Annotated in this window: 13 protein-coding genes; 3 read left to right on the top strand and 10 right to left on the bottom strand. The window is 60.7% G+C overall.

What is annotated here, in order from left to right; all coding sequences use genetic code 11:
• Positions 1-19: 19 nt before the first annotated feature.
• The 10 genes from AXF13_RS13580 to AXF13_RS13535 form a co-directional block, all read right to left on the bottom strand.
• On the bottom strand, positions 20-1,180 hold the full coding sequence (locus AXF13_RS13580; protein ID WP_062254041.1) for a UxaA family hydrolase: 1,161 nt from the start codon (positions 1,178-1,180) through the stop codon (positions 20-22).
• 3 nt (positions 1,181-1,183) lie between these two features.
• Positions 1,184-1,468, bottom strand: a complete 285-nt coding sequence (locus AXF13_RS13575; protein ID WP_062254039.1) for a UxaA family hydrolase — start codon at positions 1,466-1,468, stop codon at positions 1,184-1,186.
• A gap of 89 nt (positions 1,469-1,557) precedes the next feature.
• A complete protein-coding gene (locus tag AXF13_RS13570; RefSeq protein WP_062254037.1) occupies positions 1,558-2,151 on the bottom strand; it encodes a FumA C-terminus/TtdB family hydratase beta subunit in 594 nt (197 codons plus the stop codon).
• Positions 2,152-2,161: 10 nt separating this feature from the next.
• Positions 2,162-3,043, bottom strand: coding sequence for a fumarate hydratase (locus tag AXF13_RS13565; RefSeq protein ID WP_062254035.1), 882 nt, complete (start codon positions 3,041-3,043; stop codon positions 2,162-2,164).
• Positions 3,044-3,055: 12 nt separating this feature from the next.
• Positions 3,056-4,501 carry a cytochrome b N-terminal domain-containing protein gene (locus tag AXF13_RS13560; RefSeq protein ID WP_062254033.1) on the bottom strand — a complete coding sequence of 482 codons (1,446 nt, stop codon included), beginning with the start codon at positions 4,499-4,501 and terminating at the stop codon, positions 3,056-3,058.
• Positions 4,501-5,811 carry a 2Fe-2S iron-sulfur cluster-binding protein gene (locus tag AXF13_RS13555; protein ID WP_062254031.1) on the bottom strand — a complete coding sequence of 437 codons (1,311 nt, stop codon included), beginning with the start codon at positions 5,809-5,811 and terminating at the stop codon, positions 4,501-4,503. Before AXF13_RS13555 ends, AXF13_RS13560 begins: the two co-directional genes overlap by 1 nt.
• A gap of 11 nt (positions 5,812-5,822) precedes the next feature.
• Positions 5,823-6,161, bottom strand: a complete 339-nt coding sequence (locus AXF13_RS13550; protein ID WP_062254029.1) for a succinate dehydrogenase/fumarate reductase transmembrane subunit — start codon at positions 6,159-6,161, stop codon at positions 5,823-5,825.
• A 30-nt stretch (positions 6,162-6,191) separates the two neighbouring features.
• A complete protein-coding gene (locus tag AXF13_RS13545) occupies positions 6,192-7,919 on the bottom strand; it encodes an L-aspartate oxidase (RefSeq protein WP_062254027.1) in 1,728 nt (575 codons plus the stop codon).
• Between the two features lie 192 nt (positions 7,920-8,111).
• Positions 8,112-9,458: an SLC13 family permease gene (locus AXF13_RS13540; protein ID WP_062254025.1), complete on the bottom strand. Its 1,347-nt coding sequence runs from the start codon at positions 9,456-9,458 to the stop codon at positions 8,112-8,114.
• 81 nt (positions 9,459-9,539) lie between these two features.
• On the bottom strand, positions 9,540-10,298 hold the full coding sequence (locus tag AXF13_RS13535; RefSeq protein WP_062254023.1) for a sulfite exporter TauE/SafE family protein: 759 nt from the start codon (positions 10,296-10,298) through the stop codon (positions 9,540-9,542).
• A gap of 346 nt (positions 10,299-10,644) precedes the next feature.
• On the opposite strand from AXF13_RS13535, the gene AXF13_RS13530 reads away from it, so the two are divergent.
• The 3 genes from AXF13_RS13530 to glmS all read left to right on the top strand — a co-directional run bounded on the left by AXF13_RS13530 (position 10,645) and on the right by glmS (position 16,559).
• Entirely contained in the window at positions 10,645-12,279 is a 1,635-nt protein-coding gene (locus AXF13_RS13530; protein ID WP_062254021.1) for a sigma-54-dependent Fis family transcriptional regulator, read from the top strand.
• Between the two features lie 186 nt (positions 12,280-12,465).
• Positions 12,466-14,388: a SurA N-terminal domain-containing protein gene (locus AXF13_RS13525; protein ID WP_062254019.1), complete on the top strand. Its 1,923-nt coding sequence runs from the start codon at positions 12,466-12,468 to the stop codon at positions 14,386-14,388.
• A 344-nt stretch (positions 14,389-14,732) separates the two neighbouring features.
• Positions 14,733-16,559: a glutamine--fructose-6-phosphate transaminase (isomerizing) gene (gene glmS / locus AXF13_RS13520; RefSeq protein WP_062254017.1), complete on the top strand. Its 1,827-nt coding sequence runs from the start codon at positions 14,733-14,735 to the stop codon at positions 16,557-16,559.
• The last annotated feature ends 151 nt before the right edge of the window (positions 16,560-16,710 follow it).

The following is a 16,710-nucleotide window of genomic DNA, read 5'->3' as shown; positions in this document are numbered from 1 at the left end:
CGGCGGCTGTGGAACAGCATCAGGCGCTTTCGTACAGGCGGGTCATGACGAACTCGCGATGGCCCAGGGCCTCGGCGCTGGTATTGCGGCCGTTGCAGGTGCGGACCATCATTTCCAGGAGCTTGTCGCCCGCCGCGTTCAGATCGTATTCACGCTGGAGCAGACCGGTCACGTCCACGTCGATGTGCTCGCTCATGGTGCGCACGGTACGCGGATTGGCCGAGAGTTTGATGACCGGCAGAATGGGATTGCCGATCACGTTGCCCTGGCCCGTGGGGAAGAAGTGCACCACAAAACCCGAGGCCGCCGCCAGGGTGACCATTTCCGCTGCGGCGGAAGAGGAGTCCATGAACCACAGGCCAGGCCCGCTGGGGCTTTCGGCCTTGTCCAGGCAGCCCATCACAGGAGCCTTGCGGCCTATTTTCTGGATGTTGCCCAGAGCCTTTTCCTCAATGGTGGTCAGACCGCCTTCGATATTGCCCTTGGTGGGCTGGGAGTCGCAGAGGTCATTGGTTTTGTGGTCGTCCACCACCTTGGCGTAGCGGTCGAAAAAGTACATGAACTTTTTTTTCACGTCCTCATTGACGCAGCGCGCGGCCACCAGATGTTCGCCGCCCGTGATTTCCGTGGTTTCGCCGAACAGGGTGGTGGCCCCGGCTTCCCAGAGCTTGTCAAAGGCGTTGCCCACCGTGGGATTGGAGGCAATGCCCGAGGTGGTGTCCGATTCGCCGCATTTGCAGGAGACCCAGAGCTCTTTGATATCGCATTCCACACGCTGGTAATCGGTGACCTGCTGAAGGAATTCCTTGGCCTTGCGGGAGGCAGCGGCGATGGTGTTCAGGTCGCCGTTCTTCTCAATGGAGAAACCGGCTACGGGTTTGCCGGTTTTGGCGATGCCGTCCACGATCTGCTGCGTCCAGACCGGCTCGATGCCGATGACCACCACTGCGGCCACGTTGGGATTGCAGCCCGCGCCGATCAGGGTTCTGAAATGCAGGTCCAGATCCTCGCCGAACTGCAGGCGGCCGTAATGGTGCGGCAGGGCCAGGGTGCCCTTGATGTTGTTGGCCACCGCCTGGCAGGCCGCATTGGACAGATCGTCCAGAGGCAGCAGAACAACGTGGTTGCGGATACCCACGCGGCCGTTTTCCCTTCTGTAACCCCAGAATTTCTTATTCATGTTCTACCACCTCTTGGTTTTGACGTTGTGCACATGAAGGTGTTCGCCCTGCTTGATGGGCTTGACCACCTTGCCGATGTCCGTACCGTATTTGACGACCGTGTCATTGACCGCGAAATTGTGCAGGGCCACTTTGTGACCAATCGGGATGTCGTCCAGAACCTGAAAGGTGATCAGCTCATCCTCCTGCATGATCCAGCCGGTGCATTCCTGTCCCTTTTTCAATCCTTCCACGACCACAACGCCCACGCCGTCGCCTTTTTCGTGAACAACAAAATCAACGCCCATATGTCCTCCAAAGGGTTGCGCATGCTCCGGCCGTTACGCATGCCGCTGTTCGGGAGATACCCGCCCTGGCCGGAAGGCAAGATTTCTGCCTACGACACGCCGAGTCTGGCGTAGATGTCGGGCAGTTTTTCCCTGATTTTTTCGCTGACCCGCTCGTAGAGATGCACGCCGTGGCTGTCCATGGCCACGGTCAGCGGTCCGAAGTTTTTCACTCGGAAGCGGTAAAGGGCTTCGGGATGCAGCTCTTCGAAATAGACCTGTTCCACTTCCTCGATCTGTTCGGTTTCCAGAGCCGCCGCGCCGCCTACAATGGCCAGGTACACGGCCCCGTATTTTTTCATGGCCTCCAGGCTGTCCTGGTACAGTCCGCCCTTGCCGATGACGGCCCGTACCCCGTACTGGCCGATGAGTCCGGGCGTGAAGCGCTCCATTCGGGTGCTGGTGGTGGTGCCCACGCAGATTTTCTCCCATTTGTCGCCGACCTTGCGCAGGCTTGGCGCGGTGTGGATGCAGGGCATGCCCTCCAAACTCACCGGCGGGGGATTGTTGTGGTCGAAAATGTGAATCTGGGTCAGATCGCGGATGCCGAACAGCGGACCGTCAAAGTAGATGATGTCGCCGGCATGCAGGCTCCGGATAACTTCCTCGGAAAAAGGCGACGTGAGATGATGAATCTTGCTCATGATTGCCTCCTTAATAACCGTAGGACACCTGGCCGGCGGGCGTGATCACGGCGCGAGCTCGGCGCGCGGGCCAGCATTGCGTGTTCACGGCCACGGGATTCTGGGTGATGTGGGTATAGGCGCTCTCAATATGCACGGCGAGACAGGACACGTCGCCGCCCAGCCCCATGGGCCCGCGCCCCGTGGCGTTGATGGCCTCTTCCAGCTCTTCTTCCATTTCGGCCAGCAGGGGGTCGGGATTGCGTTGGCCCACGGGCCGCGCGATGGCGTCCTTGGCCAGCTTCATGACCAGGTCGGCGGTGCCGCCCAGGCCCACGCCGATGATGCCCGGAGGGCAGGGGTTGGCGCCGCTTTCAATGACCGTGTCCAGAATGAACTTCTTCACGGCCTTGATGCCGTGCTGCGGGTAGAACATCTTCATCTTGCTCATGTTCTCCGAACCTGAACCCTTGGGAATCATCAGAATGTCCAGGTCCGCGCTTTCCCCGTCAAAGTCGAAGTAGGTCACGGGCAGGCCCGGTCCCACCGAAGTCTGGGGGTTGACCCGGGTGATGGTGTGGGTGGAACTGCTGCGGAAAGGAAACTCCTGGGTGGCGCGTTTGGCCCCTTCGTAGAGGGCGGCCTTGATTTTCGCGCCGTTCCAGGCGTGGGCCGAGCCGATGCGCACTTTGTAGATGGGCAGGCCAGTATCCTGGCAGAGCAGGGTCTTTTTGCTGTCCGCGATCTCGATGGCCTTGAACATGGCCTCGAAAACGCTGCGGGCAGCGGGCTGGGTTTCCCTCTCATAGGCTTTTTTCAGGGCTGCGCGCACATCGGGCGGCAGATCGCAGAGCGCCTTGATGTAGCACTGCTTGGCCGCTTCTTCCACGATGGTGTAATCAAAGCTGTCCATACAAAGTCCTCCTTATGAGCCGGACGCGACGGCGTCCGTTTGCCCTGTTTGCTGTCCGGCCTTGGTTGTTCCGAGAATTTCGGACACAGGCTTTTCAACAGCCTTCGCGCCCCTGAAATCCAAGGCCAGCAAAAAAGCCGCCAGATCCTTGAGTTGTTCGGGCGTGAGGTCATAGGCCGGCATGGTGGACGACGAGTATACTTTGAGCGGATTCTTGACGTAATCCGCCAGGTACCGGGCGCTTCTGCCCTTTTTGATCATATTGCTCATGTCCGGCCCGGTGCGATGGCCGCCCTTGCCCATGATGTTGTGGCAGTAAGAGCATTCCCGTTCGGCATAGAGAAACATGCCGCGCTTGGCCTGTTCGCTCATGGGCCTGTCCGGCAGCATGAGGAACTTGTTGTAGGGTGCGGCCTCGGAGTAGGCCATGAGCGTGAGATAAACGATGCAGACCATGAAGGTGGCGGCCACGGCCAGGGACACGGGCCTGTTGCCCACGCCCTTGAGCCTGCTTTCGCTGAAGAAGGGCACGCCGAAGAGCAGGAAGAGCCCGCCGCCGAAGAGGAAGAGACTGCCGATCATCTCCCAGGAGCCGGTGAAGTAAGTCAGCAGCTGGAAGAGCCACATATAGTACCATTCGGGCCGGGGCAGATAATCGGGAATAAAGGTGCCCGCCCTGGCTTCCATATGCGGCGGCGCATAGTGGGCCAGCAGCACCAGGCCCGCGAAAATGAGTCCGAAAGCCAGGGTGGTGCGGTTGATGTGCTCAGGATAGAAGCGGTAGGGCTTGCCGTCGGCGGGCGGCAGAGCCTCGCCGGCCAGCCGCTCGCGCGGGTCGGAGATATTGTGGATGCGGATCAGATAGATGTGCATGGCCATGATCAGCAGAAGACAGGCAGGCAGAATCAGGGTGTGCACGGAATAGAAGCGCGAGAGCGTGAAGCCCGAGATGTCGTTGCCGCCCAGGATGAAGCGGGTGATGTAATTGCCCACGCCGGGATACTGGTTGGGAATGTTGGCCCCCACCACCGTGGCCCAGTAGGCCTTCATGTCCCAGGGCAGCAGGTAGCCGGTGAAGCCCAGGCCCAGGGTGACCAGAAAGAGGCAGACGCCGGTGATCCAGGTCAGCTGCCGGGGCTTGGCGTAGGAGCCGTGCACATAGGTCACCATGAGATGGCAGAAGACCAGAAAGACCATCAGACCCGCGCCCCAGTGGTGCAGCCCGCGCAGGATTTTGCCCAGGGGCACGTCATTGCTGATGTACCGCACGGAATCCCAGGCCTTGTCCGGCGACGGCACATAGTAGAAGGCCAGAATCATGCCGGTCATCACCAGAACAATGAAGGTCAGGGCGCAGAGGGTGCCCAGCACGGCGCTCCAGCCGGTGCGGTCCGGCAGCCTTTTGTACAGGAAGGGCTTGAGATACTTGTCCCAGCCGATGTCACTTCGGAAGCTCATTAGACCACCTCCACCTTAAGAATGCCGTTGTCCAGTTTCCAGGGCAGACGGACCAGCGGCGACGGCGGCGGCCCGGCAATGACCTTGCCGTCCCTGTCAAAGGCTCCGCCGTGGCAGGCGCACTTGAAGCGCCGGGAAAGCTCGTCCCAGCTCACGGCGCAGCCCAGATGCGGGCAACTGCTGCTGAAGCAGATGAAGTCCTGTTCGGAATCGCGGCGCACCAGCACCGGCACTTCCTTGTTTTCGGCGTGGAAGGCCTGGCTGCGCTTGTAATGTAGGGTGACACTGGTGATATCGCCCACCGGAAAGTCCTTTTCCGGACCGGCATCCACCCACTGGCGGGGTTGATCCGCCAGGGTGGGACCCACGGCGCTGACGCCCAGAACGGCCCCCAGGGAAATCACGATTCCCGCGCCCACCAGACCGGTGGCGCTTTTGAGAAAGGAACGGCGGGATGCGTCGGAGGCGTAGCAGGCGCGCGGCGGGACGGCGGCCGCCTGATCGGTTTGAGCCGCCTGGATCACTTGGGCCGCTTGGGCCGGGGTGCTCTTGGCCGTCTCGGCGGGATGCGGTGGAAGGGGCTTGACGGCCTTGAGGTTTTTCAGGGCCAGGCGCTGGATGTACTTGATGGCCCGTGTGCCGCTGATGGACTTGGGACAGACTTCCGTGCAATTGAATTCGGTGCGGCAGTTGTAGCAGCTGTCCAGTGCTCTGGTCAGGCGCGGCTCAAAGAGCGCGTCGCGTTCGTCGGCCAGCAGGGTGAAAGCGCGGTTGAGGGCCGCCGGGCCGCAATAGCCTTCATGGTTGTCCACCATGGTGCAGCTCGACACGCAGCAGCCGCAGGCGATGCAGTCCGTGGCCATGCCGATGTCCACCCGGTTTTTGTCGTCCGGCTTGATGACGTAGGGCTCGGCGCGTTTTTCAAGCGGTTCGAAGAAGGGCAGGGCTTCTTCGTACTTGGCGAAAAACGGGCCCATGTCCACCACCAGATCCTTGACGATAGGGAAGTGGTTCAGCGGCCGCAGGGTGATGTCCTGGCCAGAGGGCAGGTCGCAGACGTTGGTTTTGCAGGCCAGGCCCTCGCGACCGTTGATGACCATGCCGCAGGAGCCGCACATGTTCACGCGGCAGGCGAAGCGGAAGGCAATGCTTGGGTCCTGTTCCTTCTGGATGCGCAGCAGCACGTCCAGAATAGTGGTGGTGTCGGGATTTGGGATTTCCAGCGTGTAGCTCTGAAAGCTCCCGTCTCCGCCCTTTTCGGGGTCGTAGCGGAATATCCGTACCGTGCGCGTATTGCTTGAAGATTGCATGGCGTCCTCCTTTAGTAGATGGCAAACCAGGCAATCAGCGCGGCGATGAGACCCAGGCCCAGCGTCCAGGGCACCAGACGGCGCGCCGAGGTTATTTTGGCGAGGTTGAAGTCCAGAAGGATGACGCGGATGCCCAGAGAGGCGTGCAGGGTTACGGCCAGCAGCAGAAGAAACTGAATATAGGGCTTGTAGGTGAAGCAGAGATGCAGGATCAGCAGCACGACGACAAAAACGGCGCTGACGCGTTGCAGCAGCCAGGCCCACATGCCCACATGCGCCCGCCCGCGCCGGTACGGATCAATTTCCCCCCACTGCATGGGCTTTCTGTAATCAAGTTCAGGCGTATTCATTATTTCCCCCATTAGAGTACGTTTCAAAACTTACTTTTTGTGCTTCTGGCAGGCCTCAAGCGACTTGTGCTTGAAGACCACATCCTTCTTTTCAAAGACCGGCAGACCGTCGTCGCCGCGCCGCATGAAGGTGTTGAACAGACCGTAGTCGTCGCGTTGTTCGGGGAAGTCCTCGCGCGTGTGCGCTCCCCTGGTTTCCTGGCGCTGCAGCGCGGAAACGGCGGCCATGACGGAAACGTCGATCATGTTCAGGGTGTCCAGATGGGTGTTGAAGAGCATGTTGTAGGCTCGACCTCCGCTCACGCCGGCCCGTTCCACATCCCGGCGCAGGCCGGCGAAGTCGTCGAGGGCCTCTTCCAGGGCGGATTCCTTGCGCACCACGCCCACCTTGACCCAGTTGGTTTCCTGGATTTCGCGGCGATTGGCGAAAGGCGAGGTGCCCCCCTTGCGGGTGAGCGGCGCGCTGATGCGGGCCATGGCCTCTTTGGCCATGCCGGGCGCGCTGTCCTTGATGCGGCGGTTTTCCGGCTTGGACAGGTAGGCTGCGATGGACTTTCCGGCCAGGCGGCCGTAGACGCAGGATTCACCGATGCCGTTGCCGCCCAGACGGTTGGCCCCGTGCACGCCGCCCGCGTCCTCGCCGGCGACGAAGAGTTTGTCCAGAGAGGCCCGGCAGTCCACGCCGATGGCGGCCCCGCCCATGAAGAAGTGGGCCGAGGGCGACACGGGCACCATGCCGTGGGCCAGATCGTATTTGAACTGGGCGCAACGTTCAGCCATGCCGGGAAAGCTTTTGAGCACAAAATCCGCGCCGAGGTGGGCCGCGTCGATACGCACGCCGCCCTCGGGACAGGCGCGCCCGGCCATCATTTCCAGATAGGCGGAACGGCTGACCACATCGCGGGTGGCGCGTTCGGCCACGTCCGGCGCGTACTTGAGCATGTAGCGCTCGCCCGCGCCGTTGTAGAGATGGGCGCCCGCGCCGCGCAGGCCTTCTTCCAGCAGTGCGCCGGCCACCACGCTGCCGGGAATGATCAGGCCCGTGGGGTGGAACTGGATCATTTCCATGTCGCGCATCAGCGCGCCCGCCCGGTACAGCATGGCGATGCCGTCGGCGGACTTTTCCGGTCCGGGGGCATGGAAGCGGTACTGGGTGGGGCCGCCGCCGGTGGCCACCAGGGTGGCCGCGGCCTCCACGGTGATGAACGCGCCGGTGCGCATATTGTAAAGCAGCGCGCCGGTGACCGTGGTTCCCTCGGCATCCAGCAGCAGCTCCACGGCGCGGGTTTCCTCGAGTACCGGGATCCGGCGCTTGAAGACCTGCTCTGTGGTGCGGCTGATGATCTCAATGCCCGTCAGGTCGCCCTTGTGCACGGTGCGGTCAAAGCACTGGCCGGCGAAGGCCTTCTGATGGATGTGCCCGTCGGGACGGCGGTCGAAAAAACAGCCGCAGACGGTTTCCAGCTCCTTGACCGTGGGCGTGGCCTGCTCCACCAGAGCCAGGGCCAGGTCCTGATCGTTGATGTACTGCCCGCCCTTGAGCGTATCCATGAGATGCTTTTCATGGGAATCGCCGGGGTCGAGCACCACGTTGAAGCCGCCTTGAACCATGCGGCTGCATCCGCCTTTGCCCTTCAGCGCCTTGGTGGCAATGAGGATGTTCAGGTCCGGGTCGGCATCATGGGCATAGATGGCCGCCAGTTGCGCCGCGGCGCCCATGCCCAGCACCAGTAAATCCACTTTGTAGTCCGCATTCATAAGCTCTACCTCTGTAAAACATTGCGGCAGCTGCGTTGCCTAAAAAAAGCAAAGATGGTGCCAGTCATATTTTTTACTGTAATATATTGATTTTTATTCATTTTATGAATTTGTCACCATCTTTGTTCTTCTCTCCTGCCCAAATAGGGGCGGAGTTGTGCCCGTATTCAGGCGAAAATGCCCGTGAATCCTTCAGGGCATGAAGGGCCAGACACGCGGGATGATCAGCAGGGAAAGGGCATAGGCTATGACCTGCCAGAAAAAGCCGTAACGCACATAATCAAAGAAAGTGTAGTTGCCGGGCCGCAGCACCAGGGTGTTGGACGGCGTGGCGATGGGCGTCATGAAGCAGGCGGCGGCGTTCATGGCGATGCCCATGACAAAGGGCAGGGGACTGAGGTTCATCTCCAGGGCGATGGGAATGACCAGCGGCACCATGATGGCCGTGGTGGCCGTGTTGGACATGATATTGGTCAGTATGCCGGTAACCGCCATAAGGGTGCAGAACAGAAACAGGGGGTCGGAGATATAGCTGACGACGAAGTGGGCTATCAGCGTGGCCGCGCCGGACTTGTTCATGGCGAAGCTCATGGACAGCATGCCCGCGAACAGCCAGACGGTGGTCCAGTCGATGCCGGCCTGGGCCTGTTTGAGGGTCATGCAGCGGGTCAGGATGCAGAGCATGGCTCCCAGCATGGCGGCGGAGGTCAGCGGCACCAGGCCCGTGGCCATACAGATGATGACGAGAAAATAGATCCCGCCTGCGATCCACATGTGCACGCCGCCGTCGGGAATTTCGATTTCCTTGAGTTCGGCTACGTCCTCGCGGGCCGGAGGTACCAAAAAGCGGGGGAACAGCGCAAAAAGGACGGCGCCGATCAGGGTCAGGGGCAGGCCGTACCAAGCGAATTCAAAAAAGGCGAACTGGCCGTATTCCGGCGCCATTTTGGCCAGAATGCCGTTGGCCACCATGGACGGTGCCTGGCCCACAAGCGAGATACAGCCGCCGAAGCTAGCCGCGTAGGCTGTGGGCAACAATATGCGCGAAGGTGAAAGGTGTGCCTTGCGGGCAATGGAAATGAGCATGGGCAGGGTGATGGCCGTGACGCCGGCGTTGTTCAGGAAGGCCGACATGAAGGCGATGAGGAGAATGGCGAAGACCAGCAGGCGGGTTTCGCTGGCTCCGGCCTTGCTGATGATTACGGTCGCGACGCGCTGGGCGAAGCCCGTGGCGAAGGTGGCCTCACCCAGCATGAACAGGCCCACGATGGTCAGAATGCTGGTGTCGCCGAAGCTGATCCAGGCCTCCTTGACGGTAATGACCCCTAAGGTGGAGAGCGCGCAGGGCACCAGAATGGAGGTCACGGCCAAGGGAATCCATTCTGTGAAAAAGAGCACCGCAGCCACGAGAAGCACGCCGAAAACAATATAGACGTGGGGCATGTTGATGGTTTGCGGTGGTGGCGCGCTGGCGGCGCAGGCCGTTTCCGGAAGCAGAGAAACACAAAGAACAAGTAAAAAGAGAAAACATTTTTCCATGAGACTTCCCCGTTATTGAAGGTTGTGTCCCGAGCAGCCAAGAATAGTAGGGAAATGAAATACGTCGCATGAGTGCAAAAATCAGATGCACAGCGATACGGAGATGAAGAGGATAAAACAGAGAACTATTTTTCTGAATAAAATATAATTACATCGTTTGTTGATCACATTGCCGAGATAGGACCCCAGAAAAATCATAGGAATGGCCGGGATGACTTTCAGCAGGTCGTCCGGGCCGATGATGCCGATATATACGTAGGAAACTGTCTTATAAATGTTGGTGACAAAGAAGAGAATAATTGTGGTACCCACAAAGATGCGTCTGTCACGCGCGGCCGTGATCAGGTACAGGGACCAGACCAGGCCGCCGGCATGGGCCAGTACGGTGGAAACGCCGCCCAGAAAACCATAGATGTAGGCGCCCTCCTCCGCGTAACGCGCGTTGAGTCCCCCGAAAAGCCGCCGCAGCAAAACGGCGGCGGGAAATTGGGGCCAGAGCAGACTGAGGGCGTAAAACACGCCGAAGACGCCCACGCCGATGCGAAAGATCCCGCCCGGAATCAAGGGCAACAGCACAGCCCCCAGAATCAGGCCCGGCAGAGCGGCCAGAAAGAGCCGTGCCAGTTCGGTTCGCGGCAGCCATTGCTTCCAGTAATAGCGTAGCCCGATGGCGTCCGAAGCCAGCAGGAGCGGCGCGCCCAAGCCCAGAGCCAGTTTGGCGGGGAAGCCCAGCGCCAGCGTGGGCAGCAGGAAAATACCGGAACCCACACCCACACCGGTTTTGATGATGCCTGAAAAAAAGCCGGCCAGAGCAATGATGACAATGTCGGAAGAGATCATAACTATACCACGCGGAGAAGGTTAAAAGTTATGACTCATAAAAATGCACAACAAGAGTCCAGAACTATGGCATAGATGCCATAGCAATATATATTTATATAATTGTATATAAAATTATATATTATTTATTAATCATATAGACTCCCATTTTTAAGAATGATAAAGTTCAAATATGCTTGAATATGAGCAAACCCTGTGCCAAACTGGAGGTATCCGGTAGTTGCTTGAACTTCCTGCTGTTTTTTCTTCTCAATGTTTGCGTGTTCAATGAGAACGCGGTGTAGTTGAGCGCTTTTGTCGGCATTTCAGCAAAAAATGCCCTCATATGGGCGGTGGAGGTGGGGCCATGCAGGAACGAAACGATGGCAGCGTCTGCTTGGGGAGCCCATTGCTGGCTGCGGCCCAGATTATTCACCGCCTGTCCAGGCTGGTTCCCGGCAATATGGACCGTAGCGGGCTTTTTTCCTTTCTTTCCAAAGAGTTTCGTACGCTTTTCGTTTATGATCGTTTCAGCATCAATCTTTATGACGCGGAGCGGGAATTTCTGAATTCCTTTACCTCGGCGGACGGTACCGTGGTGGAAATGTTCTCCAACACGCGCATCGCCCAGAATACCGTGGCCTGGCAGGCCATCCAGACCCGCAAGCCCGTAGTCATCAACGATCTGACTTCGCTGGGCTGGGGCGGCGGGGCCTCGTCTCTGGCCTCAGCCGGGCTCAACGCCACCATCGCCCTGCCTCTGATCCTGAACCGCGAAGTCGTCGGCACCCTGCACGTTTCCTTTGTGCGTCAGCCGGACAATGTGGTGGAGATTCTGAATTTTTTGTTGGAACTGTGTCCGGTATTGACGATTTTTTTGTTTGTGGTGCTCACCGAAGAGCGCCGGGCCAGGGCCAAGGCGGCGCAGCAGGCTGCCCTGAATTCGCCGGGTGAGGACGATGCGGACGGCACCGCCACTCGGCTGGTGGACCGCCTGCTGGAAACCCAGGACATGGCCCGGGTCATGTCCGTGGCGCGCAAGGTCGCCAAGCTGCATATTCCGGTGCTGATCATCGGCGAGACCGGCACGGGCAAGAGCATGCTGGCCCGCTGGCTGCACCGGAGCAGCCCCAGGCGGGCGGCCAATTTCGTCAAGGTGAACTGCCCGTCCCTGGCCCCGACCTTGTTTGAGAGCGAGATGTTCGGCTATGCCAAGGGCGCGTTCACCGGGGCCTACGCCAAGCGCATCGGCCGGATTGAAATGGCCCAGAGCGGAACCTTGTTTCTGGATGAAATCGGCGAGCTTTCGCCGGATATGCAGAGCAAGCTCCTGCAGGTCATGGAGGAGAACTCCTTTGAGCGGGTGGGCGAGGCGCGCTCCATCGGCGTGGATATCCGCGTGCTGTCCGCCACCAACATAGACCTGGAAAAGGCCCTGGTTGAAGGCCGCTTGCGGCGTGATCTCTTTTACCGCCTGGCCTCGGTCATCCTGCGTCTGCCGCCGTTGCGGCAACGAAAGAACGACATTCCCATTCTGGTTGAATACTTCATCAGCCAGTTTTCCCGGCAATGGGATCTGCGGCCGCCGCGCCTGTCCAGGGGGGTGCTGAGCGATCTCTGCGATCATGACTGGCCGGGCAATATCCGCGAATTGCGCAATGTGATCAGCCGCCTTTTGCTGCACTCCCTGGACGGGGCGGTGACCGAGAGCTTTGTGCGCGATGCCCTGCATGAGTGGGAGCCGTCGGCGGAGACGGAGGCGCCTGCCCCGGCCTCGCCGGAAGCCGTCTCGGCGGTGGAAGGCCGCCCGTTGCATGCGGGGGCCGGGTCATGTTCGGGTCCGGCCCTGCCCACTCTGGAAGAAAACGAGCGCGCCCATATTCTGGAGGCCTTGCGCCTGACCGGGGGGCGTTTGTCCGGACCGCGCGGTGCCGCCGCCCTGCTGGGCGTGCCCCGCTCCACCCTGCAACACAGGCTGCGCAAGCTGGGCATCACGCCGTAGGCCGTTTTAAAATATCCGCCGCCTGCGAGCCTCAGTCACAAACAGGTTGAGGCCTCGACGGCGCGCGGGCCTTCCTTTTCTTGAGTTTCCGCGCAAAGGCGCTTATACTTTCCGCTTCTGTCAGCGCCCTTGCTTTTGGCGGCCTTCGCTGCGGGCAAGAGGACAATTCGGCATTCCGGAGTACGCATGCTCGATTATATCCGTTCCAACGCACAGTCTTTCGGCGTCAAAGTGGCTTTCGGCGTCATCATCCTGGTCTTCGTGTTCTGGGGAGTGGGCAGTTTCAACGACAGGAACTCCGCCAATGTGGTGGCCATCGTCAACGGCGATCCCATTCTGGTCCAGCAGTTTGAGCAGGCCTACCGCAATGCGGAGGAATCGATCCTGCGCAATAATCCCGGCGCTACCCGCGAGCAGCTCAAGGAGCAGCATCTGGGCCGCCAAGTGCTGCGCGATCTGATCCAACAAACCCTGCTGGCCCAGGAGGCCGCGCGCGCGGGCGTCAGTGTGACGCCGCTGGAACTGCGCCAGGCCGTGGGACGGATCAAATCCTTCCAGGATGCCCAGGGCCGCTTCGATCCCGAAGCCTACACGCGTGTGCTGGCCGCCCAGCGGATCAGCCCGGCCCAGTATGAGAAGGATATGAGCGATCAGCTGCTGCGCGAAAAGATTTTTACCCTGGTCACCGCGCCGGTCTGGGTGGACCCGGACGAAGCCCAAAACCGCTATAATTTCCTGCGGGAAAAACGGGTGGTGGACTATCTGTTCATTCCGGCCAAGAATTTTTCCGGCGAGGTCAAGGTCACGGATCAGGACGTGACGGCCTATTATGATGCCCACAAGAAAGATTTTGCCATTCCGCCCAAAGTGGACGTGGCCTATGTCAGCGTGACGCCCGGCGGGCTGGTCAAGCCCGAGAGCGTCAGCGAGGCGGATGCCCGGAAATGGTACGAGGCCAACAAGAGCCGTTTTGAAGAGCCCGCGCAGGTCAAGGCCGCGCACATTCTGGTGCCTCTGGCTGAAAACGCCCCGGCCGACGCGGAGAAAAAGGCCCGCGAAGAAGTGGCGAAAATCCAGGCCGAGCTCAAGAGCGGCAAGGATTTCGCGGCCGTGGCCGATGCCCATAACGGCCCCAATGCGGCCGGTCCCGGCGGCGAACTGGGCTGGATTGCCCGCGGCAAGACGGTAAAGCCTTTTGAAGACGCGGCCTTTGCCCTGAAGGCCGGGCAGGTGTCCGAGCCCGTGCGCAGTCCTTTCGGCCTGCACATCATCAAGGTGGAAGACAAGAAGCCCGGCGGCCTCAAGACCTTCAAGGACGCTGCCCAGGAAGTGCGCCAGGCCATGGCGCAGGAACAGGGCGCGGACAAGCTGCACGATGTGCTGGACAGCCTGATCGAAGACAATATTCTGGGCAAGCCGCTGGCCGAGAGCGCTGCCCGTTTCGGCCTCAAGGCGGAACAGAGCGGCCTGCTCAGCCAGAGCGAACTGGAGCAAAAGCTGGGCGTAACTCCGGCCGGAGCCTCCGCTCTTATCGCCACCGCTACGGGCGCGCCCGTGGACACGGCCCTGGAGGCCGGGGACAAATATCTGGTGGCCCGGATCATCAAGGCTGAACCCGCGTCCACCCAGCCGCTCGACGCGGTGAAGAGCGCCATTGTGGCCAAGCTGACCGCCGAAAAGGCCCTCAAGGCCGCCGTGGAAAGCGCCGCGGCCCGTCGCAAGGAATTGAAGGACGGTCCCCTGCCCCAGCCCCTGAAGGCGAGCCTGGACATCAAGACCGCCCCGGCCATGGATCGTGGCGGGAATCTGGCGGATTTCAACCCCGATGAGGCTCTGGCCGAAGCCGTCTTTACCGCCAAGCCCGGAACCTGGCTGCCATCGGCCTATGCCGTGGACGGCAAAAGCGAAGGTCCGGGCGCACTGCTCTGCCGCGTGGACGCCGTGCTGCCGCCCGATCCGCAGGAGTGGAATACCGTGCGCGACCTGATGGCCAACGGCGTGGCCCGCGAACGGGTGGACGGTCTGTATCAGGTCTTCATCCAGAACCTTGCCTCCAAGGCCAAGGTGGAAGTGCTGAATACGGATATTGTGGATCGCGTCAATCTGTAGAGAAGAGTTTTCCAAGCATTTGAAGCCGGGCCGCCGGTCCGCGCGCGGTGCGGAGCGAAACCGGCGGCCCTCTGGGCTGCGTCGCACGCCGGGCATGGCCCAGGTTGTACCGGAACGTACTTCCTTGGGCCATGCCCGTTTTTTCACTGTACCGGTTAGAGCGTTTTGATATTGAAAATATCTTAACGCTCTGTGTGGATTTTCCGTGAAAATCCGCACCGCGAAATTATCGCAAGGCAAATTTACTTCGCCGCTAAGCGATAATTTCAAGCGCAAAATGCTCTGATGAAGTCTTAAGTCTAAACGACCCCTCATAGCGAGCGGGTCTTGCGGGAGTAAGAGATATGTGCGGCATTATCGGATATGCGGGCCACCGGCCCGCCGTGCCCGTGGTGGTGGAGGGCCTGCGCCGTCTGGAATACCGGGGTTATGATTCGGCCGGCGTGGCCTTTGTGCGCCAGGGCGCTCTGCGCGTGGTGCGGGCCAAGGGCAAGCTGGCGGCCTTGGAGGAAAAGCTGGCCCAGGAGCCGGTTTCCACGGCCACCTGCGCCATGGGGCACACCCGCTGGGCCACGCACGGCGTGCCGGCGGAGCGCAACGCCCATCCCCATCTGAGCAACGATGCCTCTCTGGCCCTGGTGCACAACGGCATCATTGAAAACTACCAGGAAATCAAGGCCGAACTCACGGCCAAGGGCTATGTCTTCCACTCTGAAACCGACACCGAGGTGCTGGTCAATCTGATCGCCGAGCGTCGCAAAAGCGAGCCCGATCTGCTGCACGCCTTTGCGGCGGCCCTGCGTGAGGCCCACGGGGCCTATGCCGTCTGCCTCATGGATCGCGGCGAGCCGGAAACCATCTACGCCGCGCGCATGTCCGCGCCGTTGATTTTCGGCCTAGGCACGGGCGAAAATTTTGTGGCCTCGGACATCCCGGCCTTTCTGCCCTATACCCGGCAGGTGGTCTTTCTGGAGGACGGCGAGGTGGTGCGGGCCACGGCCACGCACTATGAAATCCTGCGTCTGGCGGACCTGACTCCGGTGGAGCATGAGGTGCAGACCATCCAGTGGGACATGCAGGCCGCGCAAAAGGGCGGCTACCGCCATTTCATGCTCAAGGAGATTTTCGAGCAGCCGCGCGTGATTACCGACGGCCTGGCGGGCCGGATCAACGCGGGCCGCGACGCGGCCCTGCTGCCTGAACTGGATGCGCTGCCCGTGCCGCGCCGCCTGCACATCGTGGCCTGCGGCACCTCCTATCATTCCGGGCTCTGGGGCCGCCATCTGCTGGAACACTGGGCCGGGGTGCCGGTGCAGGTGGAAATCGCCTCGGAATTCCGCTACCGCGACAGCCTGATTCTGGACAAAGAGGACATGGTTCTGGTCATCAGCCAGAGCGGCGAAACCGCCGACACCCTGGCGGCTCTGCGCATCGCGCGCGAGCGCGGCGTGGCCGTGCTGGGCCTTTGCAATGTGGTGGGCTCGTCCATCGCGCGCGAGGCTTCGGCCGTTATCTACACCCAGGCCGGGCCGGAAATCAGCGTGGCCTCCACCAAGGCCATGTGCAGCCAGATGCTCACTCTGGCCCTCATGGCCCTGTACTGGGGCGGGCGTCAAAATGCGCTGCCGCAGGAGCGGCGGCGTGAGCTCATCGGCCTGCTGGAATCCCTGCCCGCCCTGCTGGAATCCCAGTTGCCGGGCATGCACGACAAGGCCCGCGAGCTGTCGCGCAAATACGCCCAGGCTCGCAATTTCTTCTATCTCGGGCGGGGGCATTGCTTCCCCCTGGCCCTGGAAGGCGCCCTCAAGCTCAAGGAACTGTCCTACATCCACGCCGAAGGCTATGCCGCCGGTGAAATGAAGCACGGGCCCATCGCGCTTATTGACCCGGCCTTTCCCACCTTTGCCCTGGCCCTGGACGACGCGCTCTTCCCCAAGGTCAAATCCAATATCGTGGAAGTGCAGGCCCGCCAGGGCAAGGTCATCGCCCTGACCAATCCGGGGCTGGACCTGGCCGTGGACGACCCCTGGATCATCCCGGCTCTGCCCGCGCCTCTGGCCGGTTTCATGGCCCTGCCCGCGCTTCAGCTCTTCAGCTATGAAACCGCCGATTATCTGGGCAAGGATGTGGATCAGCCGCGTAACCTGGCCAAGAGCGTTACGGTGGAATAAAAACCGTTGTGAGGGAAGGGGTTCCTTCACACCTCTCAGGGCAGACGTATCTAATTCCGGTTTTTGCTTGCCTCTTATTTGCCGCGATTATCCGTCAAAACCAGCCTTTTCGGCGCGGGCGGCGTCATCTGGCGCTTTTTGCGCGCAGCGT

The organism is Desulfovibrio fairfieldensis, from assembly GCF_001553605.1.
GTDB lineage: Bacteria > Desulfobacterota > Desulfovibrionia > Desulfovibrionales > Desulfovibrionaceae > Desulfovibrio > Desulfovibrio fairfieldensis.
Note: the sequence above shows the minus strand (reverse complement) of the source record. Positions and strands in the feature narration are given on the sequence as shown.

Excerpts from the sequence above, each read along its gene's own strand:
- AXF13_RS13580 (WP_062254041.1), bottom strand. The coding sequence starts at position 1,180 with ATGAATAAGAAATTCTGGGGTTACAGAAGGGAAAACGGCCGCGTGGGT.
- AXF13_RS13575 (WP_062254039.1), bottom strand. The coding sequence starts at position 1,468 with ATGGGCGTTGATTTTGTTGTTCACGAAAAAGGCGACGGCGTGGGCGTT.
- AXF13_RS13570 (WP_062254037.1), bottom strand. The coding sequence starts at position 2,151 with ATGAGCAAGATTCATCATCTCACGTCGCCTTTTTCCGAGGAAGTTATC.
- AXF13_RS13565 (WP_062254035.1), bottom strand. The coding sequence starts at position 3,043 with ATGGACAGCTTTGATTACACCATCGTGGAAGAAGCGGCCAAGCAGTGC.
- AXF13_RS13560 (WP_062254033.1), bottom strand. The coding sequence starts at position 4,501 with ATGAGCTTCCGAAGTGACATCGGCTGGGACAAGTATCTCAAGCCCTTC.
- AXF13_RS13555 (WP_062254031.1), bottom strand. The coding sequence starts at position 5,811 with ATGCAATCTTCAAGCAATACGCGCACGGTACGGATATTCCGCTACGAC.
- AXF13_RS13550 (WP_062254029.1), bottom strand. The coding sequence starts at position 6,161 with ATGAATACGCCTGAACTTGATTACAGAAAGCCCATGCAGTGGGGGGAA.
- AXF13_RS13545 (WP_062254027.1), bottom strand. The coding sequence starts at position 7,919 with ATGAATGCGGACTACAAAGTGGATTTACTGGTGCTGGGCATGGGCGCC.
- AXF13_RS13540 (WP_062254025.1), bottom strand. The coding sequence starts at position 9,458 with ATGGAAAAATGTTTTCTCTTTTTACTTGTTCTTTGTGTTTCTCTGCTT.
- AXF13_RS13535 (WP_062254023.1), bottom strand. The coding sequence starts at position 10,298 with ATGATCTCTTCCGACATTGTCATCATTGCTCTGGCCGGCTTTTTTTCA.
- AXF13_RS13530 (WP_062254021.1), top strand. The coding sequence starts at position 10,645 with ATGCAGGAACGAAACGATGGCAGCGTCTGCTTGGGGAGCCCATTGCTG.
- AXF13_RS13525 (WP_062254019.1), top strand. The coding sequence starts at position 12,466 with ATGCTCGATTATATCCGTTCCAACGCACAGTCTTTCGGCGTCAAAGTG.
- glmS (WP_062254017.1), top strand. The coding sequence starts at position 14,733 with ATGTGCGGCATTATCGGATATGCGGGCCACCGGCCCGCCGTGCCCGTG.